This is a genomic window from Streptomyces sp. NPDC058697 (assembly GCF_042715345.1).
GTDB lineage: Bacteria > Actinomycetota > Actinomycetes > Streptomycetales > Streptomycetaceae > Streptomyces > Streptomyces liliifuscus.
In genome coordinates this window covers 268,518-287,573 of record NZ_JBHXSU010000005.1, presented here as the reverse complement: position 1 = coordinate 287,573, position 19,056 = coordinate 268,518, and the positions used below count along the sequence as shown (strand labels likewise).

The following is a 19,056-nucleotide window of genomic DNA, read 5'->3' as shown; positions in this document are numbered from 1 at the left end:
GACCGGGCCCGCGTCCGCGATCAGACCTGTACGCGCTCCTCGACCGTCTTCGCGATCTTCGCGATGGCCTCGTCGAGCGGGATGCCGTTCTCCTGGGAACCGTCGCGGTAGCGGAAGGAGACGGCGCCGTTGGCCATGTCCTCGTCGCCCGCGATGACCATGAAGGGCACCTTCTGCTTCTGGGCGTTGCGGATCTTCTTCTGCATACGGTCGGAGGACGAGTCGACCTCGACCCGCAGGCCCTGCTTCTTCGCGTCGGCGGCGAACTTGTGCAGGTAGTCCACGTGCGCGTCGCCGATCGGGATGCCGACCGCCTGGACGGGCGCCAGCCACGCCGGGAACGCGCCCGCGTAGTGCTCGAGGAGGACCGCGAAGAAGCGCTCGATCGACCCGAACAGGGCTCGGTGGATCATCACCGGCCGCTGCTTGGTGCCGTCGGGGCCCGTGTACTCCAGGTCGAACCGCTCGGGCAGGTTGAAGTCGAGCTGCACGGTCGACATCTGCCAGGTGCGGCCGATCGCGTCCTTGGTCTGGACGGAGATCTTCGGGCCGTAGAACGCGGCGCCGCCCGGGTCCGGGACCAGCGGGAGACCCTGCTTCTCGGCCACCTGCCGCAGCGTCTCGGTGGCCTCCTCCCAGATCTCGTCGGAGCCGACGAACTTCTCCGGGTCCTTGGTGGACAGCTCAAGGTAGAAGTCGGTCAGGCCGTAGTCCCGCAGCAGGCCGAGGACGAAGGTGAGCGTCTTGTCGAGCTCCTCCGCCATCTGCTCCTTGGTGCAGTAGATGTGCGCGTCGTCCTGCGTGAAGCCCCGGGCACGGGTCAGACCGTGCACGACGCCCGACTTCTCGTACCGGTACACGGTCCCGAACTCGAAGAGGCGCAGCGGCAGTTCACGGTACGAGCGGCCGCGCGCGTCGAAGATCAGGTTGTGCATCGGGCAGTTCATGGGCTTGAGGTAGTAGTCCACGCCCTCGTCGAGCTGCATGGGCGGGTACATGCCGTCGGCGTACCAGTCCAGGTGCCCTGACGTCTCGAAGAGCTTCCCCTTCGTCGCGTGCGGGGTGTAGACGAACTCGTAGCCCTCCTCCTCGTGGCGGCGCCGCGAGTAGTCCTCCATGACCCGGCGGACGACACCGCCCTTGGGGTGGAAGACGGCCAGGCCCGACCCGATCTGCTCCGGGATGGAGAACAGGTCCAGCTCGTTGCCGAGCTTGCGGTGGTCGCGCTTCTCGGCCTCGGCGAGGAAGTCGAGGTGCGCCTTCAGCTCGTCCTTGGTCGGCCACGCGGTGCCGTAGATGCGCTGGAGCATGGGGTTCTTCTCGCTGCCGCGCCAGTAGGCGGCCGCGTTGCGCATCAGCTTGAACGCCGGGATGTTCCGGGTGGTCGGCAGGTGGGGACCGCGGCAGAGGTCCTTCCAGCACAGGTCACCGGTCTTGGCGTCGAGGTTGTCGTAGATCGTCAGCTCGCCGCCGCCGACCTCGACGTCCGCGCCGTCGTCGCTCGACGCGGAGCCCTTGATGCCGATCAGTTCCAGCTTGTACGGCTCCGACGCCAGCTCCTCACGGGCCGCCTCGTCGGTGACCACCCGGCGGGAGAAGCGCTGCCCCCGCTTCTGGATCTCCTGCATCTTCTTCTCGATGGCCTTGAGATCCTCGGGCGTGAAGGGCTTCTCCACGTCGAAGTCGTAGTAGAAGCCGTCCTTGACCGGCGGGCCGATGCCCAGCTTGGCCTCGGGGAACAGCTCCTGCACAGCCTGCGCCATGACGTGCGCCGTGGAGTGGCGCAGGATGTTGAGACCGTCCTCGGAGGAGATCTCCACGCTCTCGACGGTCTCGCCGTCCTTCACCTCGTACGCGAGGTCCTTGAGTTCGCCCGCCACGCGGGCCGCGACGATGGTGCGCTCACCGGCGAAGAGCTCGGCCGCCGTAGTGCCCGTCGTCACCACGCGCTCTTCCCGCTCGGAATCGCGTTGGATGATCACACGGACGTCTGACACCGGACTCTCCTGCCTGCAGGGGCGCGCGCATCTTCTCCTACGCACGTAATGGACAAGGGCGATCGTACCGAGCCGGGGGCACCCCTCGCGAAACGGTTCCCTCTCCCCCGGCTTCCGCACGCGGCACGTCTCCACCAAGAACCTCAGTCCCCGCTGCACGCCTCCTCGAAGAAGTCGAGGTTCTCCTGCAGCGACTTCATCAGCCGGTCCCGCTCCGCCTCGTCGACCTGCACGGGCGCCACCCCGGACGCCCCGGTCAGCCGCCGGAATCCGCCCCGGCTCTCCAGCCGCCCGTGCACCCGCACCGGCAGCCCGACGAGATGGGCGTGCCCCGCTATCCGGTACGACTCCTCGTCGAGCATCATCCGTACGTGCGGGACCTCGGCCCCGGCGATGACCCGCAGCCGTACGCTCCCCTCGCCCCGCGGTCCCGACCTGCGCATCCGCACCACGGCTCCGGTGACGCGCACGGGCACGGAGGGTTCCTCGCGCAGATAGCGGGCGCCGGCCTCGCGGAGTGCGGGCAGGTCGCCGGGCGAGAACTCGACGGGTTCGGCGGGCGTCGCGCATCCTTCGGGCACACCGGCCGCGGGTGCCCACTCGACGGCGATCCGGGCGCCCTCGGTGCCGCGCACCAGGGACGCCAGCGCCTCGGTGAGCTCGTGGCTGACACCCGCCTCGACGGCCCCGTCGAAGGCGTCCATGCCACCGGTCGCGCGCTTGTAGTCGATGGCCTCGCGGGCCGCGTACAACGCCTGGTGGAGGCGGACGGCGAGCGGCCGGCCGGTGGCGACCGGCACGAAGGCGGTGAGCTGCCGGCCGCCGGGGGCGGCTCCGACGAGCACGTTGTCCAGGGACGCGGCGGCGGGCCTGCGGTGGCGGGCGCCGTAATAGCCGGCCCGCGCGCGTGACGCGAGGGCACCCGCGAGGAGCATCTGCCGTGCCGCCGAACGCAACTGCTCCTCGACGGTCCACGGCGAGACGCCGACGGGACCCGTCGGTACATCGCGCCACCAGTGGATCTCGTCGCTGGGCACGGCGAGGCCGACCAGGACGTCACGGGCTGAGGGCGAGGCGCTGCGGGACAGCGCGACGAGGGCTTCGGCGAGAAGGTCCTCGCTGTCGGGGAAGGCCCGGCTCTCCGGTACCAGCAGGCTGGTGCCGGAGCCGCCGGGCCCTGGTGGGGTCCAGCGGCCGTACCGTCCGGGGGCTCCGCCGCGGCGTTGCCAGCCGTGCCGGTGCAGGAGCGCACCGAGGACGGCCGGGTCGACCTGGTCGGGCCGGGGTGGCTGGTCCCACAGGCCCGGTGTCTCGACGGGGTGGGGCCTGACGGGGCGTAGTGGCTCGTCTGTGGGGCGGTGCGTCACGGTCTGCCTCCCGTTCCGACCCGCGTCATGATCTCGCAGAGCGCGCGGTCGTCGAAGACGCGAGAGGTCGGAATCCGCACGGTGGTCCTGCGCCGGCCGGTGATCCGGTGTCCGGCGAGGTTGATCCAGTAGCAGCAGTGCCGCAGATCGAGGCGGTCGTGGCTGGCGCGCAGCCAGTCGTCCTGCGATCTGGGCACCAGCATCACGACCAGTATTTTGTGCACCGAGACCGGGGTGCGGGCCAGCTTCTCCAGGTGGGCGTTGTCGAGCGTGAAGGAGAAGGCCGGGCCCGGCGGGTTCGGCGGGATCTGGTACGTGCACTTGAGCTGCACCTTGATGGTGACTTCGTCGTCGACCGTGTGCCCGGGGGCGCTGTGGCTGACGTGCCAGTCGATGCCGTTGTCCGGAAAGGGCTGGGACAGGGAACAGCCCGCGGCCGCCGCGACCGCGTGAAGATAACCGACCTGCAATGTCTCCATGCACGCCGTGGTGGCCAGTGAGCCGCGATGCGGTGCCGTCCTCTGGGGCAGCAGCCCGCCCTGCTCGGGCTGCGCGAGCGCCATGTCCAACAGCCTTCCGAATCAGGTGAATCCCCGCTGCGGGCCGCTGAACTGCAAAGACCCGTACCTCTGTTGTCTCCTTCCGGCGTACGGCGCAAACAGCCCGGGTATCACAAAAAGGGCAGGGGACGGCGCGTCAACTGCCGAAGGTGAACGAGGAGTTGTGTGCGTATGACGTGCTGGTACGAGGGGCCCTTGACCGCGTTCGACACCGAGACGACGGGTGTGGACGTGGAGACCGACCGGATCGTGTCGGCCGCCGTCGTCGTCCAGGACGCTCCCGGAAGCCGCCCGCGCGTGCGCCGCTGGCTGGTCAATCCGGGGGTTCCGGTGCCCGAGGGGGCCACGGCGATACATGGGCTGACGGATGAGCATCTCCGGCTGAACGGCCGCTGGCCGTCGCCGGTGATGGACGAGATAGTCAGGGAACTGGCCGAACAGAGCGCGGCGGGCCGCCCGCTCGTGGTGATGAACGCGCCCTTCGATCTGACGCTCCTGGACCGGGAGTTGCGCAGGCACCGGGCGTCCTCCCTGGACCACTGGTTCGAGACCGTGCCGATGCGCGTCCTCGATCCGCGGGTCCTCGACAAACACCTGGACCGCTACCGCAAGGGCCGCCGCACGCTCACGGACCTCTGCGCGCACTACGGCGTGGAGCTGGCGGGAGCGCATGACGCGGCGGCCGACGCATTGGCCTCGCTGGAGGTCGTACGGGCGGTCGGGCGCCGTTTCGCGACGCGGCTGGAGCGGCTCTCGGCGGCCGAGTTGCACACGCTGCAGGCCGTCTGGCACGCGGCCCAGGCGCGCGGCCTCCAGGCCTGGTTCGCGCGCAGCGGCACGGAGGAGGCGGTCGATCCGGCGTGGCCGCTGCGCCCCGAACTGTCGGCGGCGGCCTGAGCGCATCCCGTCGGCAGCGAACAAAAAAGCCGGTCCGTCTGTGACGGACCGGCCTTTCCCGGTGGGCGATACTGGGTTCGAACCAGTGACCTCTTCGGTGTGAACGAAGCGCTCTCCCACTGAGCTAATCGCCCGGGAACGCACCGAACAATACAGGTCTCCTCGCGTTTCCTTCAAACCGCTTCACGGTTCGCGCGAAGGCGTGCCGTGAAGGTACGCGACCAGGCCCTTCCGCCCGGCCCGCATCATCAGCGTGTGGTTGGCGCGGAACGCGGGCCGTCCGGGCACGGCGAGCCGCCTCAGCAGCGGCTTGGTCACCTGGACCTCCTGGTCGTAGCGGGCGCGGGTACCGGTCCCGTCGGTGGCGAGCGTCCACCGCGCCCAGCCGTCCACGTCACCGGTCATCACGATCTCCAGGACCCCGGCCGCCGGATCGCGCCTCACCTCGCGCCCGGTGAACACCAGGTCGTACGGCAGCACCGAGCGGATGCGGAGGACGCCGCTGCTCGCGTCGAGGGGCGTCACCTCGCGCACCTGCGGCCACCAGCGCGGATAGCGTTCGACGTCGGCCAGCGCGTCGTAGACCTCGCCGGGCGGGGCGGCGAGACTCCACAGGCTGCGGAAGCGGTAATGCGTCCAGTCCATGCGCTTCATGGTCCGAGTCTGCCGGTCCGCGGCCCGGCAGGGGAGAAGCCCGCACATCCGCAACTCAAGGCGTCCCGATCTGAGTACGTCCTGAGTACGTGCGCTCATGCCGTACGGCGTGACCCGGACCACACTCCGAAGCATGACGAACATTCCGCCACCGGCCGAGGAGTTGCGGCTCCTCGACCACGAGCTGCGGCAACTGGACGCGCGCAGGGCCCAACTGCTGGCCCGTCGGTCCTGGCTGCTCGGTGTGCTCCGGTCGGCCAAGACACCGGCCCCGGCCTGGGGTCCGGTCCAGTCGCCGGCCCAGGCACCGGCACGGACCCCGGCCGTCTGGTCGGCGCCTGCACCCCGACCCCGGCGGCCCGAGGCCTCGGCTCCCGGCGTCCAGAACGTGCTGCTCGTGCTCGGCGGCGTCCTGCTGACCGTCGCGGCGATCGCGTTCACGCTGGTCAGCTGGGGGGACATGGGCATCGCGGGACGGGCGGCGGTCCTCGGCGCGGTCACGTTCGCCGCGCTCGCCGCACCCGTGCCGCTGCTGAAGCGCGGACTCCGCTCGACGGCCGAGTCGGTGGCGGGCCTCGGCCTCGTCCTGACGGTCCTCGACGCCTACGCCCTGCACGAGGTCGCCCTCCCGGAGGTGGACGGCACCGGGTACGCGGCCGCCGTGACCGCGCTCCTGGCCGTGCTGTGGGCGGCGTACGGGCGCTCGCTCGGCGCCCTGCGTCTGCCACTCCCGGCAGCGATGGCGACGGCTCAACTCCCGCTGCTGCTCTGGGTGGTGGCGGCCGGCGCGGGCCATCACACGATCACGGCGGCGCTGCTGGTGACGGCCGCGTTCGACACGGTCGTGGCCCTCTCGGTGTCCGTGCGGTCCGTACGTGTCGTCGCCGCCGTCGGCGCGTACGGGACGGGCGCCTGGGGCGTTCTGACGGCCGGCTGGCTCTCGTGGGAGGCCACCGGTCCGAGCGCCGCCGCCCGTGCGGCGGCGCTCCTCGCCCTCGCCGCGGCGATCGCAGTGGGGGCCGCGTGGCGCGCCCCCGCCGCGCAGGCCGCCCCCGGTCTCTCACTGACCGGCGGCCTGATCACGGTCGCCGCGGCGGGCGGCGTGCTCCGCCCGGTGCTGCCCGACGCCTGGACCGTTCCGGGCTATCTGCTGTGCGGCATCGCATTGTTGGCCGTACGCGGCACATGGCTGCCGGAGTCCGTACGCCGTGGCCTGCGATGGTCCTCGGCGGGTGTGCAGGCCCTCGCCATGGCATGGGCCCTGCCCCTCGTCACCGTGGTCCTCGCGGGCCCGGTCGGCTGGGCGGAACGCGTGTGGTCCGGTGCGCCGTCGGACGCCCGGGACGCGGTGACGATCTCCACACCCTGGCCGCCGAACACGGAGACGGCTCCGCTGGTACTGGCCGCGGTAGCGGCGGTCCTGGCCCCGACGTTCCGGGGCGGGCCGCACCGATCCGTCGCCCTGAGCGGTGCACTCGGCCTGACCTGGGCCACTGGCCTCGTCCTGCCCGCCACGCTGGAACTCCCGTACCTGGCAGCCCTATTGGCACAAGGCACGGTGACTGCCGCCGCCCTGACGACCGCGGCGTACAGCCGTCACGCGAACCTGCCCGACGACGGGCCCGCGCGCCCAACAGGATCCCCGACTCACCCCCGCCCCTCCCCCATCTCCCTGACCGCCCTCGGCCTGGCGCTCCTCACCTCTCTCCACCTCGTCGCGCTCTCCCTCGCCTCCGAAGCGGCCACGCTCACCGTCCTCGGGAGCCTGACCGCCCTGTTTGCGGCGGTAGCCGCCCGGCGGAAGCACGAGATCCGGGCCGTCTCGGCCGCCGCGTCCCTGGCGTACGCCACCGCGCTGGCCTGTGCCACGGGCGCGTCGCTGGACTGGCAGCCGCACCACATCGCGCTGCTCGTCCTGCTGGTGCCGGCCACGGCCGCCCTGCTTGCGGCCCGGCTCAAGGACGCGGTGCCGACGCTGTCGGTCGAGATCACGGGAGCTGTCGCCGCACTGGTGGCGATCGGCCTCGCGTTCACGGAACCGCCCATGCTCGCCCTGGTGTTGGCCCTGTGCGGCGTGATCGCCGCGGGCACGGCGGTCCGGCCGGACCGCAGACAGGCCGGCTACGCGGCGGCGGCCCTGTTCGTGCTGGCCACCTGGGTCCGGCTGGCGTCCTGGGAGGTCGGCTCGCCCGAGGCGTACACCCTGCCGGTGACCGTGCCCGCGCTGGTCGTCGGGTTCGTCCGCAGGCGGCGGGACCCGGAGACCTCGTCCTGGACGGCCTACGGGCCCGGCCTGTCGGTGACCCTGCTGCCGAGCCTTCTCGCGGCCTGGGGCGACCTCAACTGGCTACGCCCGCTGCTGCTCGGCACAGCGGCACTCCTGGTCACCCTCATCGGCGCCCGGCAACGCCTCCAGTCCCTGCTCGTCCTCGGCGGCACCACCCTCACCCTGGTCACCCTCCACGAACTGGCCCCGTACATAGCCCAGGCGATGGGCGCGATACCCCGCTGGGCCCCTCCGGCCCTGGCCGGCCTCCTGCTCCTGACACTGGGCGCAACATACGAACAACGACTCCGGGACGCCCGCCGAGTCCGAGAGGTCCTGGGAAGAATGCACTGACGGGGCGCGCCCGTCAGGGGGCGCGCCCGTCAGGGGCGCGGGGAACTGCGCGCCCAGCCCCAACGGACCCGCAGCCAACACCGCGCCCCCAGCGGAGCGCAGCGGCGGAGCGTCACCCCATCTTGTCGCCCACCAACGCCAGATTCTGAATAGCCGCCAACCCGTACAACGCCGTCGTGTTGGTCGAAACCCACGAAGCCTCACGGCCCGAAACCAAGCCGGTCGGCCCGTCGACCTCCTGCGTGGACCAGTCCGTCGACTCCTTGTAGTCCCAGGCGTCGGCACTGTTGTAGAACTGCCGCCACGCCCGCGCGGCCAGCGCGTCGTCGCCCAACTGGACGGCGGCGTACGCGTCTTGCCGCGCGTGCCCCTGGAAGAGCAGCAGCGAGCCGAAGTCGGAGCCGTAGCGGGCCCTCTGCTCGGCCTTGGTCGCGTTGAAGTAGCGGCAGTAGTCGAGCCACACCTCCTTGAACTCCGGCATGTCGATCTGGTCGATCAACTCGGCGTTCAACTCGACGAGCCCGAACATCGCGGACAGATGCGAAACCCCGACCACGGCCTTGTCCGCCACGGTGAACCTCCCGGTGTCCAGGTCGTACAGGGCGCTGCCCTGGACGAACCCGTTGGGCTGGGCGGCGATGGTCTCCATCGTCGACAGAACCCGCGCCTTCGCCTTCTCCCACTTGGGCCCGCGCCGCTCCCACTCGGTGAGCCAGGCCGAGACAAGACCGCTCCAGTCGGTGCCGAAGCCGATGGAGAGCGCGTTGCGGTCCGGCTCGTACGGCTCGGTGCGGATCTTGCGGATGGGGTCGAGGACGAGGAACGTCTCGTCGGAGTCGACGTTGGCGTGCATGAGGTCGCCGACGCGTTCGTCCGCGGTGAGGAAGTAGTAGTAGCGCCGGTAGGTCGTGTTGGCGATGCGCTGCTGCTTGGCGCTGTCGGCGTAGTGCTGGACGCCGTGCCGGGTCCCCAGGCCCGCCCACTTGCCGAGGTGGTAGACGTCGACCTCGCCGGTGTGCCGGGTCATGGCTTCGGCGAACCGGAAGATGTCGGCGCGGCCCGAGCGCATGTACGCGAACCAGAGCCAGAGGTCGGGCGAGAGCTCGGAGTTGTCCCAGGCGTAGCCGCCGACGTCGTAGCACCACTGGTGCCGGCTCGGGTCGTACGAGTGCATGATGTCGCCGTAGTCCCAGAAGCCGTACCAACGACGCATCTCCACCTGGTCCTTGTAATAGGTGAAGAGGAAGTCGAGGTGGTCCTCGATCTTCGCCTTGGCGGCGGTGGAGCGGTCCGGCGCGGAGAACAGCTTCCCGAACACGCCCGCCTTGATGAGGTGTTGGGGCGGGGCGACGAGCTGCGCCGGGGTGCGGACGGCCGCCACCTCCTCGGCCATCGCCTCGGCGCTCGGCGTCGACTCGTGGGCCCAGAAGAGGAGTTCGCTGGTACGGGCGATGCCGTAGGGCGTGCCGAACTCGGGCTCGTAGTCCTCGTAGGTGATGTTGAGGCCTTCGAGCTGTTCGGGGTACGTGTCCTGGCCCATGCCGTCGTGGTAGAAGCGCAGGTCCATGGGCTGCGCCTCGGGCGACCAGAGCCACATGGTGACCTCGGCCTCGTCGGTCTGGGCGTCGCGGATGTCGAGCTGGGCGGGGAACTTCTCCCAGAATTCCCGCAGCCCGAAGGAGAATCCACCGCTCGCGCCGCCCACGTACCCGAAGCCGCTGGCCCGCCGGCCACCGCCCGCGGGGATCCAGCCGTGGCCCTTCTTGGTGCGCTTGCGCACGCCGAAGCCGTCCGCGGAGAGCTGGGAGAGGGTGTAGTCGCCCCACTCGGGGATGTACTGGAGGCGAGTCGTCACCCGCTGGTCCCAGGTCGACGGGTCGGGCAGCTTCTTGCCCTCGAACTGGGCCGTGCGCACGGCCGCCCCCGGGTCCCGGCGCAGACCGGTGACACCCTTGACGGCCTCGCGCAGCAGACCCGTACCCTCACCCCCGATACGGATGTGCCGGTCGTACGCGGCGTCGCGCATCGGCACCTTGAACCGGACGCCGATACCGCGGATGAAGTCACCGCTGGCCTTTCCGGGCTCCTGGGTGCCGTCGAAGGTGATCGTGTGCACCATGCGGAACGACTCGGCGCCCGCGTAGAAGTAGAGCCTGACCGAGAAGGGCAGCCAACTCCGGCTGCCCTTGCGGTGCTTGCCGTCGATACGGACCACGGCACGGACGGGCCCGTCCTGCTCGACCTCCACCTCCGCGATGACGCTCTCGAACCGCTCGTACTTCTCCGCGCCCTGGTCGCCGTCCTCGATCTCGGGCTGCCGCAGCAGCACGAGACGGCCGTCCTTGGCGATCTCCGTCGAGCCGCGCAGCACGGACTTCACCAGCGTGGAGCCGCTCTTGCCGATCCTGGCGGTGATGACACCGGTCGACACGTCGATGGAACCGCCGCGCTTGTCGACGGTCACCTTCTTCGCCGGGGCGGCGGGCGACCCCGCGGCGAGCGTGAGCTTGCCGCTCCCAGCGCCCGGCCCCACCGCGTGTGCCGTCCACTTCAGCGAACCGTCCGGCCAGTAGCCGATCGGCCAGGACTGGACGGGCACCTCCTTGCCGTCGCCGTCGGTCAGCGCGAACGTCTGCTCCTTCTCGTACGCGCCCTTCGGCCAGGGCACGCCCACGGTGGAGCCGGGGGCGGCGCCGAGGCCGCCGTCCTCCAGCCAGTCCAGGGTCACGGGGTCCGCGTCGGCGGCCTCGGCTCCCGGCGCGGCCTGCGCTTCCTGGGCGCCCAGGGCCCAGCTGAACTGGGCGGCGGCTCCGGCGACGGCGGCTGCCTTGAGGAGGGATCTACGAGGGATGGAAGCCATCAGAATTCAGCCTTTCCTTTCCGTGCGGGGAAGTCAGGGGCAGTCACATGTAGTCAGGGGCATGACAGACAGAGGCGCGGCGCCGGACGCCGACCCTGTGTACGTCTACGCGTGATGGGTGCTGTTGAACGGTTGGGTCAGCGGTGCCGGCCGCGCTCCTCCACGGCGAGGGCCGCCGCCGCGACGGCCCCGAGCACGGGGACCGCCAGCGGCAGGATGAACCAGGCGGAGCAGGCCACCACGGCCACCCCGCCGACCAGCAGGAACGACCCGGCGGGGTCGAGGACGGTACGGCGCCCTGCGGCCCCGAGCAGCTCCCGCCAGGACGCGCCGGGCTCCCAGACCGCCGCCGCGCGCAGCCCGGCGACGACCAGCCCGATCAGGGCGAACAGACCGACGGCCCCGACGACCGGGCCGCCCGGAATCCCGGCGCGCACGGCCTGGACGTCGACCCACACCGCGAGGGCCGCGGCCCACCCGGCGAGTCCCGCGATCCACCCGCCGCGCAGGGCCGACCGGTAGTCCGCGACGAACTCCCGCCAGCCGCCGCCCAGATGGGCCGTACGCCGTCGAAGATGCCGGGACCCGGCGGCGAACGCGGCGGGATAGGTGACCACCGGCAGCGAGGCCACCGCGATCCACACCCCGGTGAGCAGACACTCGGCGAACAGCGCGAACCGCTCGGCGAAGGCCGATTCATGCCTGGGAGCGGCGGCCGTACGAGCCTTCGTGCGCGTCTGGGTCATGACCGGCTCAGCCCTTCAGCCCGGAGGTCGCCATGCCGTCGATCAGGTACCGCTGGAAGGCGAGGAAGAAGGCCAGCACGGGCAGCAGCGCCACCAGCGACATGGCGATCATGCCGCCGTAGTTGGCGACGCCCTCCTGGTCGCGGAACATCATCATGCCCAGCGAGACGGTGTACTTGCCGGGCTCGTTGAGGTAGATCAGCGGGCCCATGAAGTCGTTCCAGGCGTTGATGAAGGTGAAGATCGCGCTGGTGATGAGCGCCGGACGGCAGAGCGGCAGCACGATCGACCAGTAGATCCGCAGATGCCCGCAGCCGTCGAGCCGCGCCGCCTCGTCCAGTTCCTTCGGCAGGTTCCGCATGAACTGCACCATGAGGAAGACGAAGAACGCCTCGGTGGCCAGGTACTTGCCGATCAGCAGCGGTACATAGGTGTTGATGAGTTCCATCTTCTGGAACATCACGTACTGCGGGATGAGCAGCACGTGGTACGGCAGCAGCAGGGTGCCGATCATCAGCGAGAACATCAGATTGCGCCCGGCGAACCGGATGCGGGCGAAGGCGTACGCCGTCAGCGAGCAGGAGATCAGGATGCCGACGACGGAGCCGAGTGCGTAGAAGAGGGAGTTCTCGAAGAACGTGGCGATCGAGATGTCCGCGATGCCGTCGGCGAGCCCCTTGAAGTTCTGGAGGATCGGGCTGGTCGGGAAGAGCTCCAGGCTGCCGATGATCTCCCGGCTGGGCTTGAACGAGGCGCCGAGGACCCAGATGACGGGGTAGAGGACGACCGCGAGGACCAGCAGGGCACCGAGGTGCCAGGCGAGCGACCCGGCCCGCTTCCGCCCGAGGTCCAGCGACTTGCGCGGGCCGGTCGAGGTCGTGGCCGTCGTCGGGTTCGGGGTCGTGGTGGTGCTCATCGGGAGGCCTCCTCGTAGTGCACCCACCGCTTCTGGGACCAGAAGAGGACCGCCGTCACCAGCGCCACGGCGAGCAGCAGCATCCAGGCCATGGCGGAGGCGAAGCCCATCTGGGCCTCCTTGAAGCCCTTCTGGTACAGGTAGCAGGTGTAGACGAGCGTGGAGTCGGCCGGTCCGCAGCTGGTGTTGGAGACGACGTACGCCGAGCCGAAGATCTGGAACGAGTGGATGGTCTCCAGCAGCACGTTGAAGAACAGCACCGGCGAGATCATCGGCAGGGTGATGCTCCAGAACCGCTTGAACGGTCCGGCGCCGTCCACCTCGGCCGCCTCGTACAGCTCCTTGGGCACCTGCTTGAGCCCGGCGAGGAAGATCACCATGGGCGCCCCGAACTGCCAGACGGTGAGCGCCACCAGGCTGTAGAGCACCCAGTCCGGGTCCCCGACCCAGCCGCCCACGTCCCAGCCGAAGAACGACTGCGTACGGTCCACGACGGCGTCGTCGGAGAAGAGCGCGCGCCACACGAAGCCGACGGACACGCTCGCGCCGATCAGCGACGGGGCGTAGAAGGCCGCCCGGTAGAAGGCCTGGCCCCGCCGGCTCTGCGCGAGCAGCAGGGCGACTCCGAGCGCGAGCAGCAGCTTCAGGGGCGTACCGATGACGACGTACTTCGCCGTCACCTCGACCGACTTCTGCCACCGTGGATCGTCGAACATCCTGGTGAAGTTGTCGAAGCCGATCCACTGCGGGGTGTCGAAGAGGTTGTAGTCGGTGAACGCGAAATAGAGCGAGGCGGCCATCGGCCCCGCGGTCAGCAGCAGAAAGCCCGCGATCCACGGGGACATGAAGAGGTAGCCGGCCAGATTCTCCCGGCGGCCCCGCCGCCTGACGGCGGCCGGGCGACCGGGACGCTTCTCCGGGGCGTCCGGCGGAGAGTCCTTGATGAGCGTCGTCACTGCGGTTCCCATCAGGCGGCGAGCGCGGACTCGGCCTCGGACAAGAACTGCTTCACCGCGTCGGAGACCTTGGTCTTGCCCTGGGACATGTCGGCGGCGATGCGCAGGAAGGCCGCTTCGACGGTGTCGGCGCCCGCCGGGTGCGGGGTGATGGCCCCGAGGACCCCGGCCGCGGCGACGTCCTCCTCGTACTGGGCGATCGCCTTGTTGGGGGCGTCGGTCGGCTTGTACGCGTCGAACTGCTCGGTGCTGGCGAGGATGCCGCGGTCGTAGCCCATGATCTTGCCGACCTCGGGGTCGTGCACCATGAAGTCGATGAACTGCGCGACCTCCTTCGGGTGCTTGGTCCGGGCGGAGCCGCTCAGCATGAGCGAGGAGAGGTACTGGCCGGTCTCCTTGCCGTCGGTGGTCGGGATCGGCGCGAGCCCGTACGTGCTGTCGCCCTCCGTGGTGTAGCGCACCGTGAAGTTGTCCCAGGTGAACTCGGACGCGCCGTCGCCCGAGGCCAGCGCCGACTTGGGCTTGAGCTGCTCGATCTTCTTCGGGTCGGTGATGATCCCGGCCTTGACGCGGTTGTAGGCGTCCGTCCACCACTCCGTCAGGTCGGTCTCCTCGAAGCCGAGTCCGTCCTCGGTGAAGAACGCCTTGCCGTTCTGGCGCAGATAGAGGTCGTAGAGGTACATGATCCCGAAGTAGCCGGTGTCGCCGGACACCTTCTGCTTGTTGCGGATCTTTTCGAGGGCGTCGAAGTACTCGTCCCAGGTCCAGCCCTGCTCGGGCTTGATGCCCGCCTTTTCGAAGACCTTCTCGTCAATGACCAACGACATGGTGTTGGAGCCGACGGGTATGCCGAGCAGCTTTCCGTCCACCTCGCCGACCTTCTCGACTCCGGCGCGGAAGTTCTCGAGACTCAGATTTCCGGCGTCCACTTGGGACTTGAGATCGAGGAGAACACTTCTCTTGTCGTACTTCCGCAGGAATGCGACAGCGTTCTGGAATACGTCCGGTGGATTTCCACCCGCGGCCTGGGTCTGGAACTTCTCCCAAAAGGCCACGTAATCCTGGAAGTCCGTCTTCACCTTGATCTTCGGGTACTTCTTCTCGAAGAGCGCGATGGTCTGGTTGATGCGCTTGGCCCGCTCCTCCGCGCCCCACCAGGCGAAGCGGATCTCGACGGTTCCGTCTCCCGATCCGCCGCTGTCTCCCCCGCAGGCCGTCGTCGTGGCCAGCCCCAGCGTGGCCAGCGACGCGCCGGCCGCCTTGAGGACCGTCCGCCTCTCAACACTCCCGTTGTCTCCCACAGTCGGGCCTCCCCGCGACGTAGCTGTCCGCTGCCATGAATCGTTTCAAGTAAGCGCTTGCTGGCACAAGGTACGGAGGGTCTTGGCGGGCGTCAATGATTCGGACAGGAATCGGTGTGAACGGGGTCGCTGGCGCGACGGCCTGAACTGGGGTGATTCGGCGGGGGTGTTGGGTGAGTGTGCAGGTGGGGTGGGCTTGGTCGGGCGGTCGAACGGGGGTTGGCGGGCTGGATTCGGGAGGGGGTGGGGTGAATGGTGGGGTGGGGTGGGGTGGGGAGTTGGGGGGGGTGGGTGTCGGGGGGCTGCTGTGGGGGCGGCGTCGGTGGGGGCGGCGTCGGTGAATGTGGCTGGCGGCCTGCCGGGGGGGGCGCGGACACCCGGGGCAATCGGGAGGCTGCGGGGGGGAAGCTGCTGGGGAGGGCTGTTGCGGGGGCGGTGGGTTTGAGCAGGCACGTTGGTCAGTGGGGGCGGCTTGTGTGGTCTTTCGGGTGCCGGTTCCTTGTGGCTGGTCGCGCAGTTCCCCGCGCCCCTGAAGGGGCCTGGTGTGGGGCGGGTTGTCAGGAGGGGGTGTGTAGGGGGCGGGGGTGGTTGGGGCCGCTTGGGATAGTGCGCCGGGGGTGGGGCTTTCGCGGTGGCTGGCCGTGGGACACGCGGTCTTGCACCTGCCGCTTCCCGGGAGTCCTGGACAGCCATCCGCTCCGGGGAACGTCGACCGGGTGTCCGGCCCTCGGGAAATACGACCGCGCGTCCATCCGGAGGGGCCCAGACCCAGCACCCACGCCGTGAAACCGCAGGCTGGCGCCCTTGTCGGGGAGCCCGGGGCTGGCGTCCGCTCCGGGAGGCCCGAGCGCGGCGCCGGCACCGGGAGGCTCAGCACCCCCTCCTGAGAACCACAGCTGAGCGTCGGCACCGTGAGGCCCGGACCAGGGTCCGCTCCACGAAACCTCGCCCACGCACCCCTTCCGCGGGCCCGAGCTCGGCGCCGATACCGGGAGGCCCAGGGCTCGGCATCCGCTCCTCAGAACCACAGCCGAGCGTCCGGATCGAGAAACCCGGGCCAGCGCCCACTCCTGGCAACCCGCCCCACACCAAGCCCCATCAGGGGCGCGGGGAACTGCGCGACCAGCCACAACGAACCGGCACCCGAAAGACCACACAAGCCGCCCCCACTGACCAACGTGCCTGCTCAAACCCCGCTGGAAGGCCCGGCCTCGGCCCCGGAACGGGGAGGCCCAGGTCCAGCCTTCACCCCACAAAACCTCGCCAAGCACGCCCTCCAGGAGACCCGAGCTCAGCACCGACGCCGGGAGGCCCCGGACGACCCAGCATCCGCTCCGCAGAACCACAGCCAGGCATGCACCCCGCGGCGTCGCGGCCAGGCATCCGCTCTCGGAAGCCCGGGCCCAGCATCACTCCGCGAAGCTGCAGCGGGGCACCTCCGCGAAACCCAGACTCAGCGTCGCTCCGCAAAGCTACGGCCGGGCGCTCTCGCCGCGAAGCTATTGCGGGGCGCCCTCGCCAGAGAGCCCAGGGCTGGCGTTCGCTTCGCGGAATCGCAGGCGGGCACCCTCCCCGAAAGGCGCCGGCCAGTGTCCGCTGCGGGGACCCGGGCACGCGTTCGCCGCGAGGAATCCCCGTACGCGGCCGCCCGTGGGAAACGGCGGAACGGCGCCCGCTCCGGCCAGCCATCACCTACCGGAGACGGGATACCGGATACCGGAACGTTCGCTTCGGTCGGACCCAGGCCTGGAGTGCGGGCAGTGGGCCCCTCGGGCCGCTGCGAGCGCGGGCGGAAACGGCGATTGGCGGTCGGGGCCACGGAGTACGTGGACCCGGCCGCCAATCGGTACGGTGGGCGATACTGGGATCGAACCAGTGACCTCTTCGGTGTGAACGAAGCGCTCTCCCGCTGAGCTAATCGCCCGGGCGCACGGAGAAGATTACCCCATGTCAGGGGGTGCCTCCGACCGCCTTCGAAGGGTGCGGAGGGCTGCTACTCCTTGATCTTCCACGGCATCTCGAAGCCGAACTTCCAGACGTAGATCCCGACCAGCACCGCGATGATCACCAGCCCGATGGTCGTCAGGATGATGTTGCGGCGCCGCACCTTGGGATCGAGGGCCTTCTGCGTGGCCTCGGTGACCTTGCGCTTCGTCCAGCGGAGCACGAGCTGGGCCCAGACGAACTCGGTCGCCCAGATCGCCATGCCACCGAAGATCACCAGCCAGCCCGGTCCGGGCAACGGCAGCATGATCACGCCGGCCACGACGACCGCGAGACCCACGATGAACACGCCCACCTGCCAGCTCAGGTGCAGCGCCCGTCGTGCCTTGATGAATTCCGGCGCACGGGATCCGAGCGCCGGCTCGCTCTTCGTTCCTTCGGCCGCCGCGACGGCCTCCCCCGTTTCGTCACTCCCCGTATTCATACGGCCAAACCCTACCCGACGGAAACCGGTCACCGGAATGGAGGTACTCCGCGAACGAGCACTCGGCCGGATGAGGTACCTAAAGACACGCAAAACACTCAGAGGGGTTTACAACGGCACCGTAGGTGGCATGTCGATTTCGCCGACGTGCGAATCCCCGAGCGCACACTGAGCGAAAGGCCCTGGCGCTTATGAACACCACGGTCAGCTGCGAGCTGCACCTGCGCCTCGTTGTGTCGAGCGAGTCCTCACTGCCTGTTCCCGCAGGACTGCGGTATGACACGGCCGATCCCTACGCCGTGCACGCCACCTTCCACACCGGAGCCGAAGAGACCGTCGAGTGGGTGTTCGCCCGCGACCTTCTGGCCGAGGGCCTGCACCGGCCCACCGGCACCGGCGACGTCCGCGTCTGGCCGTCGCGCAGCCACGGTCAGGGCGTCGTGTGCATCGCCCTGAGCTCTCCGGAGGGAGAGGCCCTGCTCGAGGCCCCGGCGCGGGCCCTGGAGTCGTTCCTGAAGCGAACAGATGCCGCCGTGCCCCCCGGCACGGAACACCGGCACTTCGATCTCGACACGGAGCTCTCGCACATCCTGGCCGAAAGCTAGGGCGGGACTCCGCACCAAGCCGCCCGGCGCCGTCCACTCGGGGAGACGGCTCGGGCTCAGACAACCGCATATGGCGCATGCACAGGCGCCGCCACCCTGGACGTTCCATGGTGGCGGCGCCTGTGCATGCGCCTTTGTGCGTGCCTGTGACGGTCCCGCTGCCTGCGACCTCGTACGTGCCTGCGACGGTCCCGTGGACGCCTTCGGCCCGTGCCCGGGATCCGTCCGCCGGGACGGAGCCGGTCCCCCGGGGCGGTAAGCGGCTAGCATCGGCCAGCATCGGCGGGCAGCTGCCCGACCCCCAGGCCAGGGAGCGAAATGTGTTGATCACCCACGACACCCGGTGCGCCCTCGACGCCGTGGTAGATCTGGTGAACACCGCACCGGAGGACGACACGGCGGACGGGCTCGCGAACCTCCCAGCCCTGCACGATTTCGTACGAAACCACGACATCAGCGATGTCGGAACCCTGTCCGAGCTCGATCTCTCGGCGGTCCGCAAGATCCGCGCGCGATTCGCCGGGATCTTCGCGGCCTCGGATCCCCGTGCCGCCGCCACGCTCATCAACGAGCTGGTCGCCGCCGCGGGCACCACTCCGCGCCTCACCGATCACGACGGCTACGACTGGCACGTGCACTACTTCGCGCCGGGCGCGTCCGTCGCCGACCATCTCGCCGCCGACGGCGGCATGGCCCTGGCGTTCTTCGTGGTGGCCGGCGAACAGGAGCGGCTGCGCCGCTGCGAGGCACCGGACTGCAGGCGCGCCTTCGTCGACCTCTCCCGCAACCGCTCCCGCCGCTACTGCGACAGCCGCACCTGCGGAAACCGTCTGCATGTGGCCGCCTACCGGGCGCGTCGCAAGGAGGCGGCGGGCTGACGGAGTCCTCGGCGGGTGGCGCCAGGGACTCCGCGTACGGCTCAGAGCAGCAGCAGATCGTGCAGCGAAGCCATGAGCAGCAGACAGCCGATCACCGCAAGGAAGATCATCAGCGGTGGCTGGGAAAGCGCGAAGAGACAACCCCGCGGCTCCTCGGAAGGGGCAGCGGTGTCGCTCTGTGTTGTGTCCAGCATCTCGCGGCGATGATGGCGCAGCGGACTGGCCCTACGCGATCAACACGCCCGGATTATGGGGGAGTTAGCCGAAATCC

Annotated in this window: 15 protein-coding genes and 2 tRNA genes; 4 read left to right on the top strand and 13 right to left on the bottom strand. The window is 69.8% G+C overall.

Annotation, left to right across the window (positions count from 1 at the left end; all coding sequences use genetic code 11):
* Nucleotides 1-20 precede the first annotated feature (20 nt).
* The 3 genes from thrS to ACFWXQ_RS14910 all read right to left on the bottom strand — a co-directional run bounded on the left by thrS (nt 21) and on the right by ACFWXQ_RS14910 (nt 3,927).
* Entirely contained in the window at nt 21-1,997 is a 1,977-nt protein-coding gene (gene thrS / locus ACFWXQ_RS14920; RefSeq protein WP_383947554.1) for a threonine--tRNA ligase, read from the bottom strand.
* Between the two features lie 143 nt (nt 1,998-2,140).
* Nucleotides 2,141-3,364, bottom strand: coding sequence for a hypothetical protein (locus ACFWXQ_RS14915; RefSeq protein WP_383947556.1), 1,224 nt, complete (start codon nt 3,362-3,364; stop codon nt 2,141-2,143).
* Nucleotides 3,361-3,927, bottom strand: a complete 567-nt coding sequence (locus ACFWXQ_RS14910) for a DUF4365 domain-containing protein (RefSeq protein ID WP_151482575.1) — start codon at nt 3,925-3,927, stop codon at nt 3,361-3,363. The genes ACFWXQ_RS14915 and ACFWXQ_RS14910 overlap by 4 nt, the downstream gene beginning before the upstream one ends.
* Before the next feature lie 168 nt (nt 3,928-4,095).
* Here ACFWXQ_RS14910 and ACFWXQ_RS14905 point away from each other — a divergent pair, with 168 nt between their 5' ends.
* Nucleotides 4,096-4,821 carry a 3'-5' exonuclease gene (locus ACFWXQ_RS14905; protein WP_383947559.1) on the top strand — a complete coding sequence of 242 codons (726 nt, stop codon included), beginning with the start codon at nt 4,096-4,098 and terminating at the stop codon, nt 4,819-4,821.
* Between the two features lie 62 nt (nt 4,822-4,883).
* On the opposite strand, the gene ACFWXQ_RS14900 is transcribed toward ACFWXQ_RS14905, so the two are convergent.
* Together ACFWXQ_RS14900 and ACFWXQ_RS14895 are read right to left on the bottom strand one after the other, a co-directional pair.
* Nucleotides 4,884-4,955 (bottom strand) — tRNA-Val (locus ACFWXQ_RS14900).
* A gap of 49 nt (nt 4,956-5,004) precedes the next feature.
* Nucleotides 5,005-5,466: an SRPBCC family protein gene (locus ACFWXQ_RS14895; protein ID WP_383953706.1), complete on the bottom strand. Its 462-nt coding sequence runs from the start codon at nt 5,464-5,466 to the stop codon at nt 5,005-5,007.
* Nucleotides 5,467-5,572: 106 nt separating this feature from the next.
* On the opposite strand from ACFWXQ_RS14895, the gene ACFWXQ_RS14890 reads away from it, so the two are divergent.
* Nucleotides 5,573-8,095 (top strand): SCO7613 C-terminal domain-containing membrane protein, encoded by a 2,523-nt coding sequence (locus ACFWXQ_RS14890; protein ID WP_383953704.1) that lies wholly within the window; start codon nt 5,573-5,575, stop codon nt 8,093-8,095.
* A 112-nt stretch (nt 8,096-8,207) separates the two neighbouring features.
* On the opposite strand, the gene ACFWXQ_RS14885 is transcribed toward ACFWXQ_RS14890, so the two are convergent.
* The 7 genes from ACFWXQ_RS14885 to ACFWXQ_RS14855 form a co-directional block, all read right to left on the bottom strand.
* Nucleotides 8,208-10,955: a Tat pathway signal sequence domain protein gene (locus tag ACFWXQ_RS14885; RefSeq protein WP_383953702.1), complete on the bottom strand. Its 2,748-nt coding sequence runs from the start codon at nt 10,953-10,955 to the stop codon at nt 8,208-8,210.
* Between the two features lie 137 nt (nt 10,956-11,092).
* Complete coding sequence (locus ACFWXQ_RS14880) at nt 11,093-11,701, bottom strand: hypothetical protein (protein WP_383953700.1); 609 nt, start codon at nt 11,699-11,701, stop codon at nt 11,093-11,095.
* A gap of 7 nt (nt 11,702-11,708) precedes the next feature.
* Nucleotides 11,709-12,617 carry a carbohydrate ABC transporter permease gene (locus ACFWXQ_RS14875; protein ID WP_383953698.1) on the bottom strand — a complete coding sequence of 303 codons (909 nt, stop codon included), beginning with the start codon at nt 12,615-12,617 and terminating at the stop codon, nt 11,709-11,711.
* Entirely contained in the window at nt 12,614-13,585 is a 972-nt protein-coding gene (locus ACFWXQ_RS14870) for a carbohydrate ABC transporter permease (RefSeq protein WP_383953696.1), read from the bottom strand. The genes ACFWXQ_RS14875 and ACFWXQ_RS14870 overlap by 4 nt, the downstream gene beginning before the upstream one ends.
* A complete protein-coding gene (locus ACFWXQ_RS14865; protein WP_383953694.1) occupies nt 13,585-14,874 on the bottom strand; it encodes an ABC transporter substrate-binding protein in 1,290 nt (429 codons plus the stop codon). Before ACFWXQ_RS14865 ends, ACFWXQ_RS14870 begins: the two co-directional genes overlap by 1 nt.
* A gap of 1,852 nt (nt 14,875-16,726) precedes the next feature.
* Nucleotides 16,727-16,798, bottom strand: a tRNA-Val gene (locus ACFWXQ_RS14860).
* A 69-nt stretch (nt 16,799-16,867) separates the two neighbouring features.
* Nucleotides 16,868-17,302, bottom strand: coding sequence for a TIGR02611 family protein (locus tag ACFWXQ_RS14855; protein ID WP_383953692.1), 435 nt, complete (start codon nt 17,300-17,302; stop codon nt 16,868-16,870).
* A gap of 191 nt (nt 17,303-17,493) precedes the next feature.
* Here ACFWXQ_RS14855 and ACFWXQ_RS14850 point away from each other — a divergent pair, with 191 nt between their 5' ends.
* Together ACFWXQ_RS14850 and ACFWXQ_RS14845 are read left to right on the top strand one after the other, a co-directional pair.
* The gene (locus ACFWXQ_RS14850) at nt 17,494-17,907 is read left to right on the top strand and encodes an SsgA family sporulation/cell division regulator (protein WP_003959770.1); all 414 of its coding nucleotides are present in this window, start codon (nt 17,494-17,496) and stop codon (nt 17,905-17,907) included.
* Nucleotides 17,908-18,227: 320 nt separating this feature from the next.
* Nucleotides 18,228-18,785 carry a CGNR zinc finger domain-containing protein gene (locus ACFWXQ_RS14845; RefSeq protein ID WP_359841050.1) on the top strand — a complete coding sequence of 186 codons (558 nt, stop codon included), beginning with the start codon at nt 18,228-18,230 and terminating at the stop codon, nt 18,783-18,785.
* 41 nt (nt 18,786-18,826) lie between these two features.
* Here the strand turns inward: ACFWXQ_RS14845 and ACFWXQ_RS14840 are convergent, their stop codons facing one another.
* Nucleotides 18,827-18,979: a hypothetical protein gene (locus ACFWXQ_RS14840; RefSeq protein WP_169802000.1), complete on the bottom strand. Its 153-nt coding sequence runs from the start codon at nt 18,977-18,979 to the stop codon at nt 18,827-18,829.
* Nucleotides 18,980-19,056 lie beyond the last annotated feature (77 nt).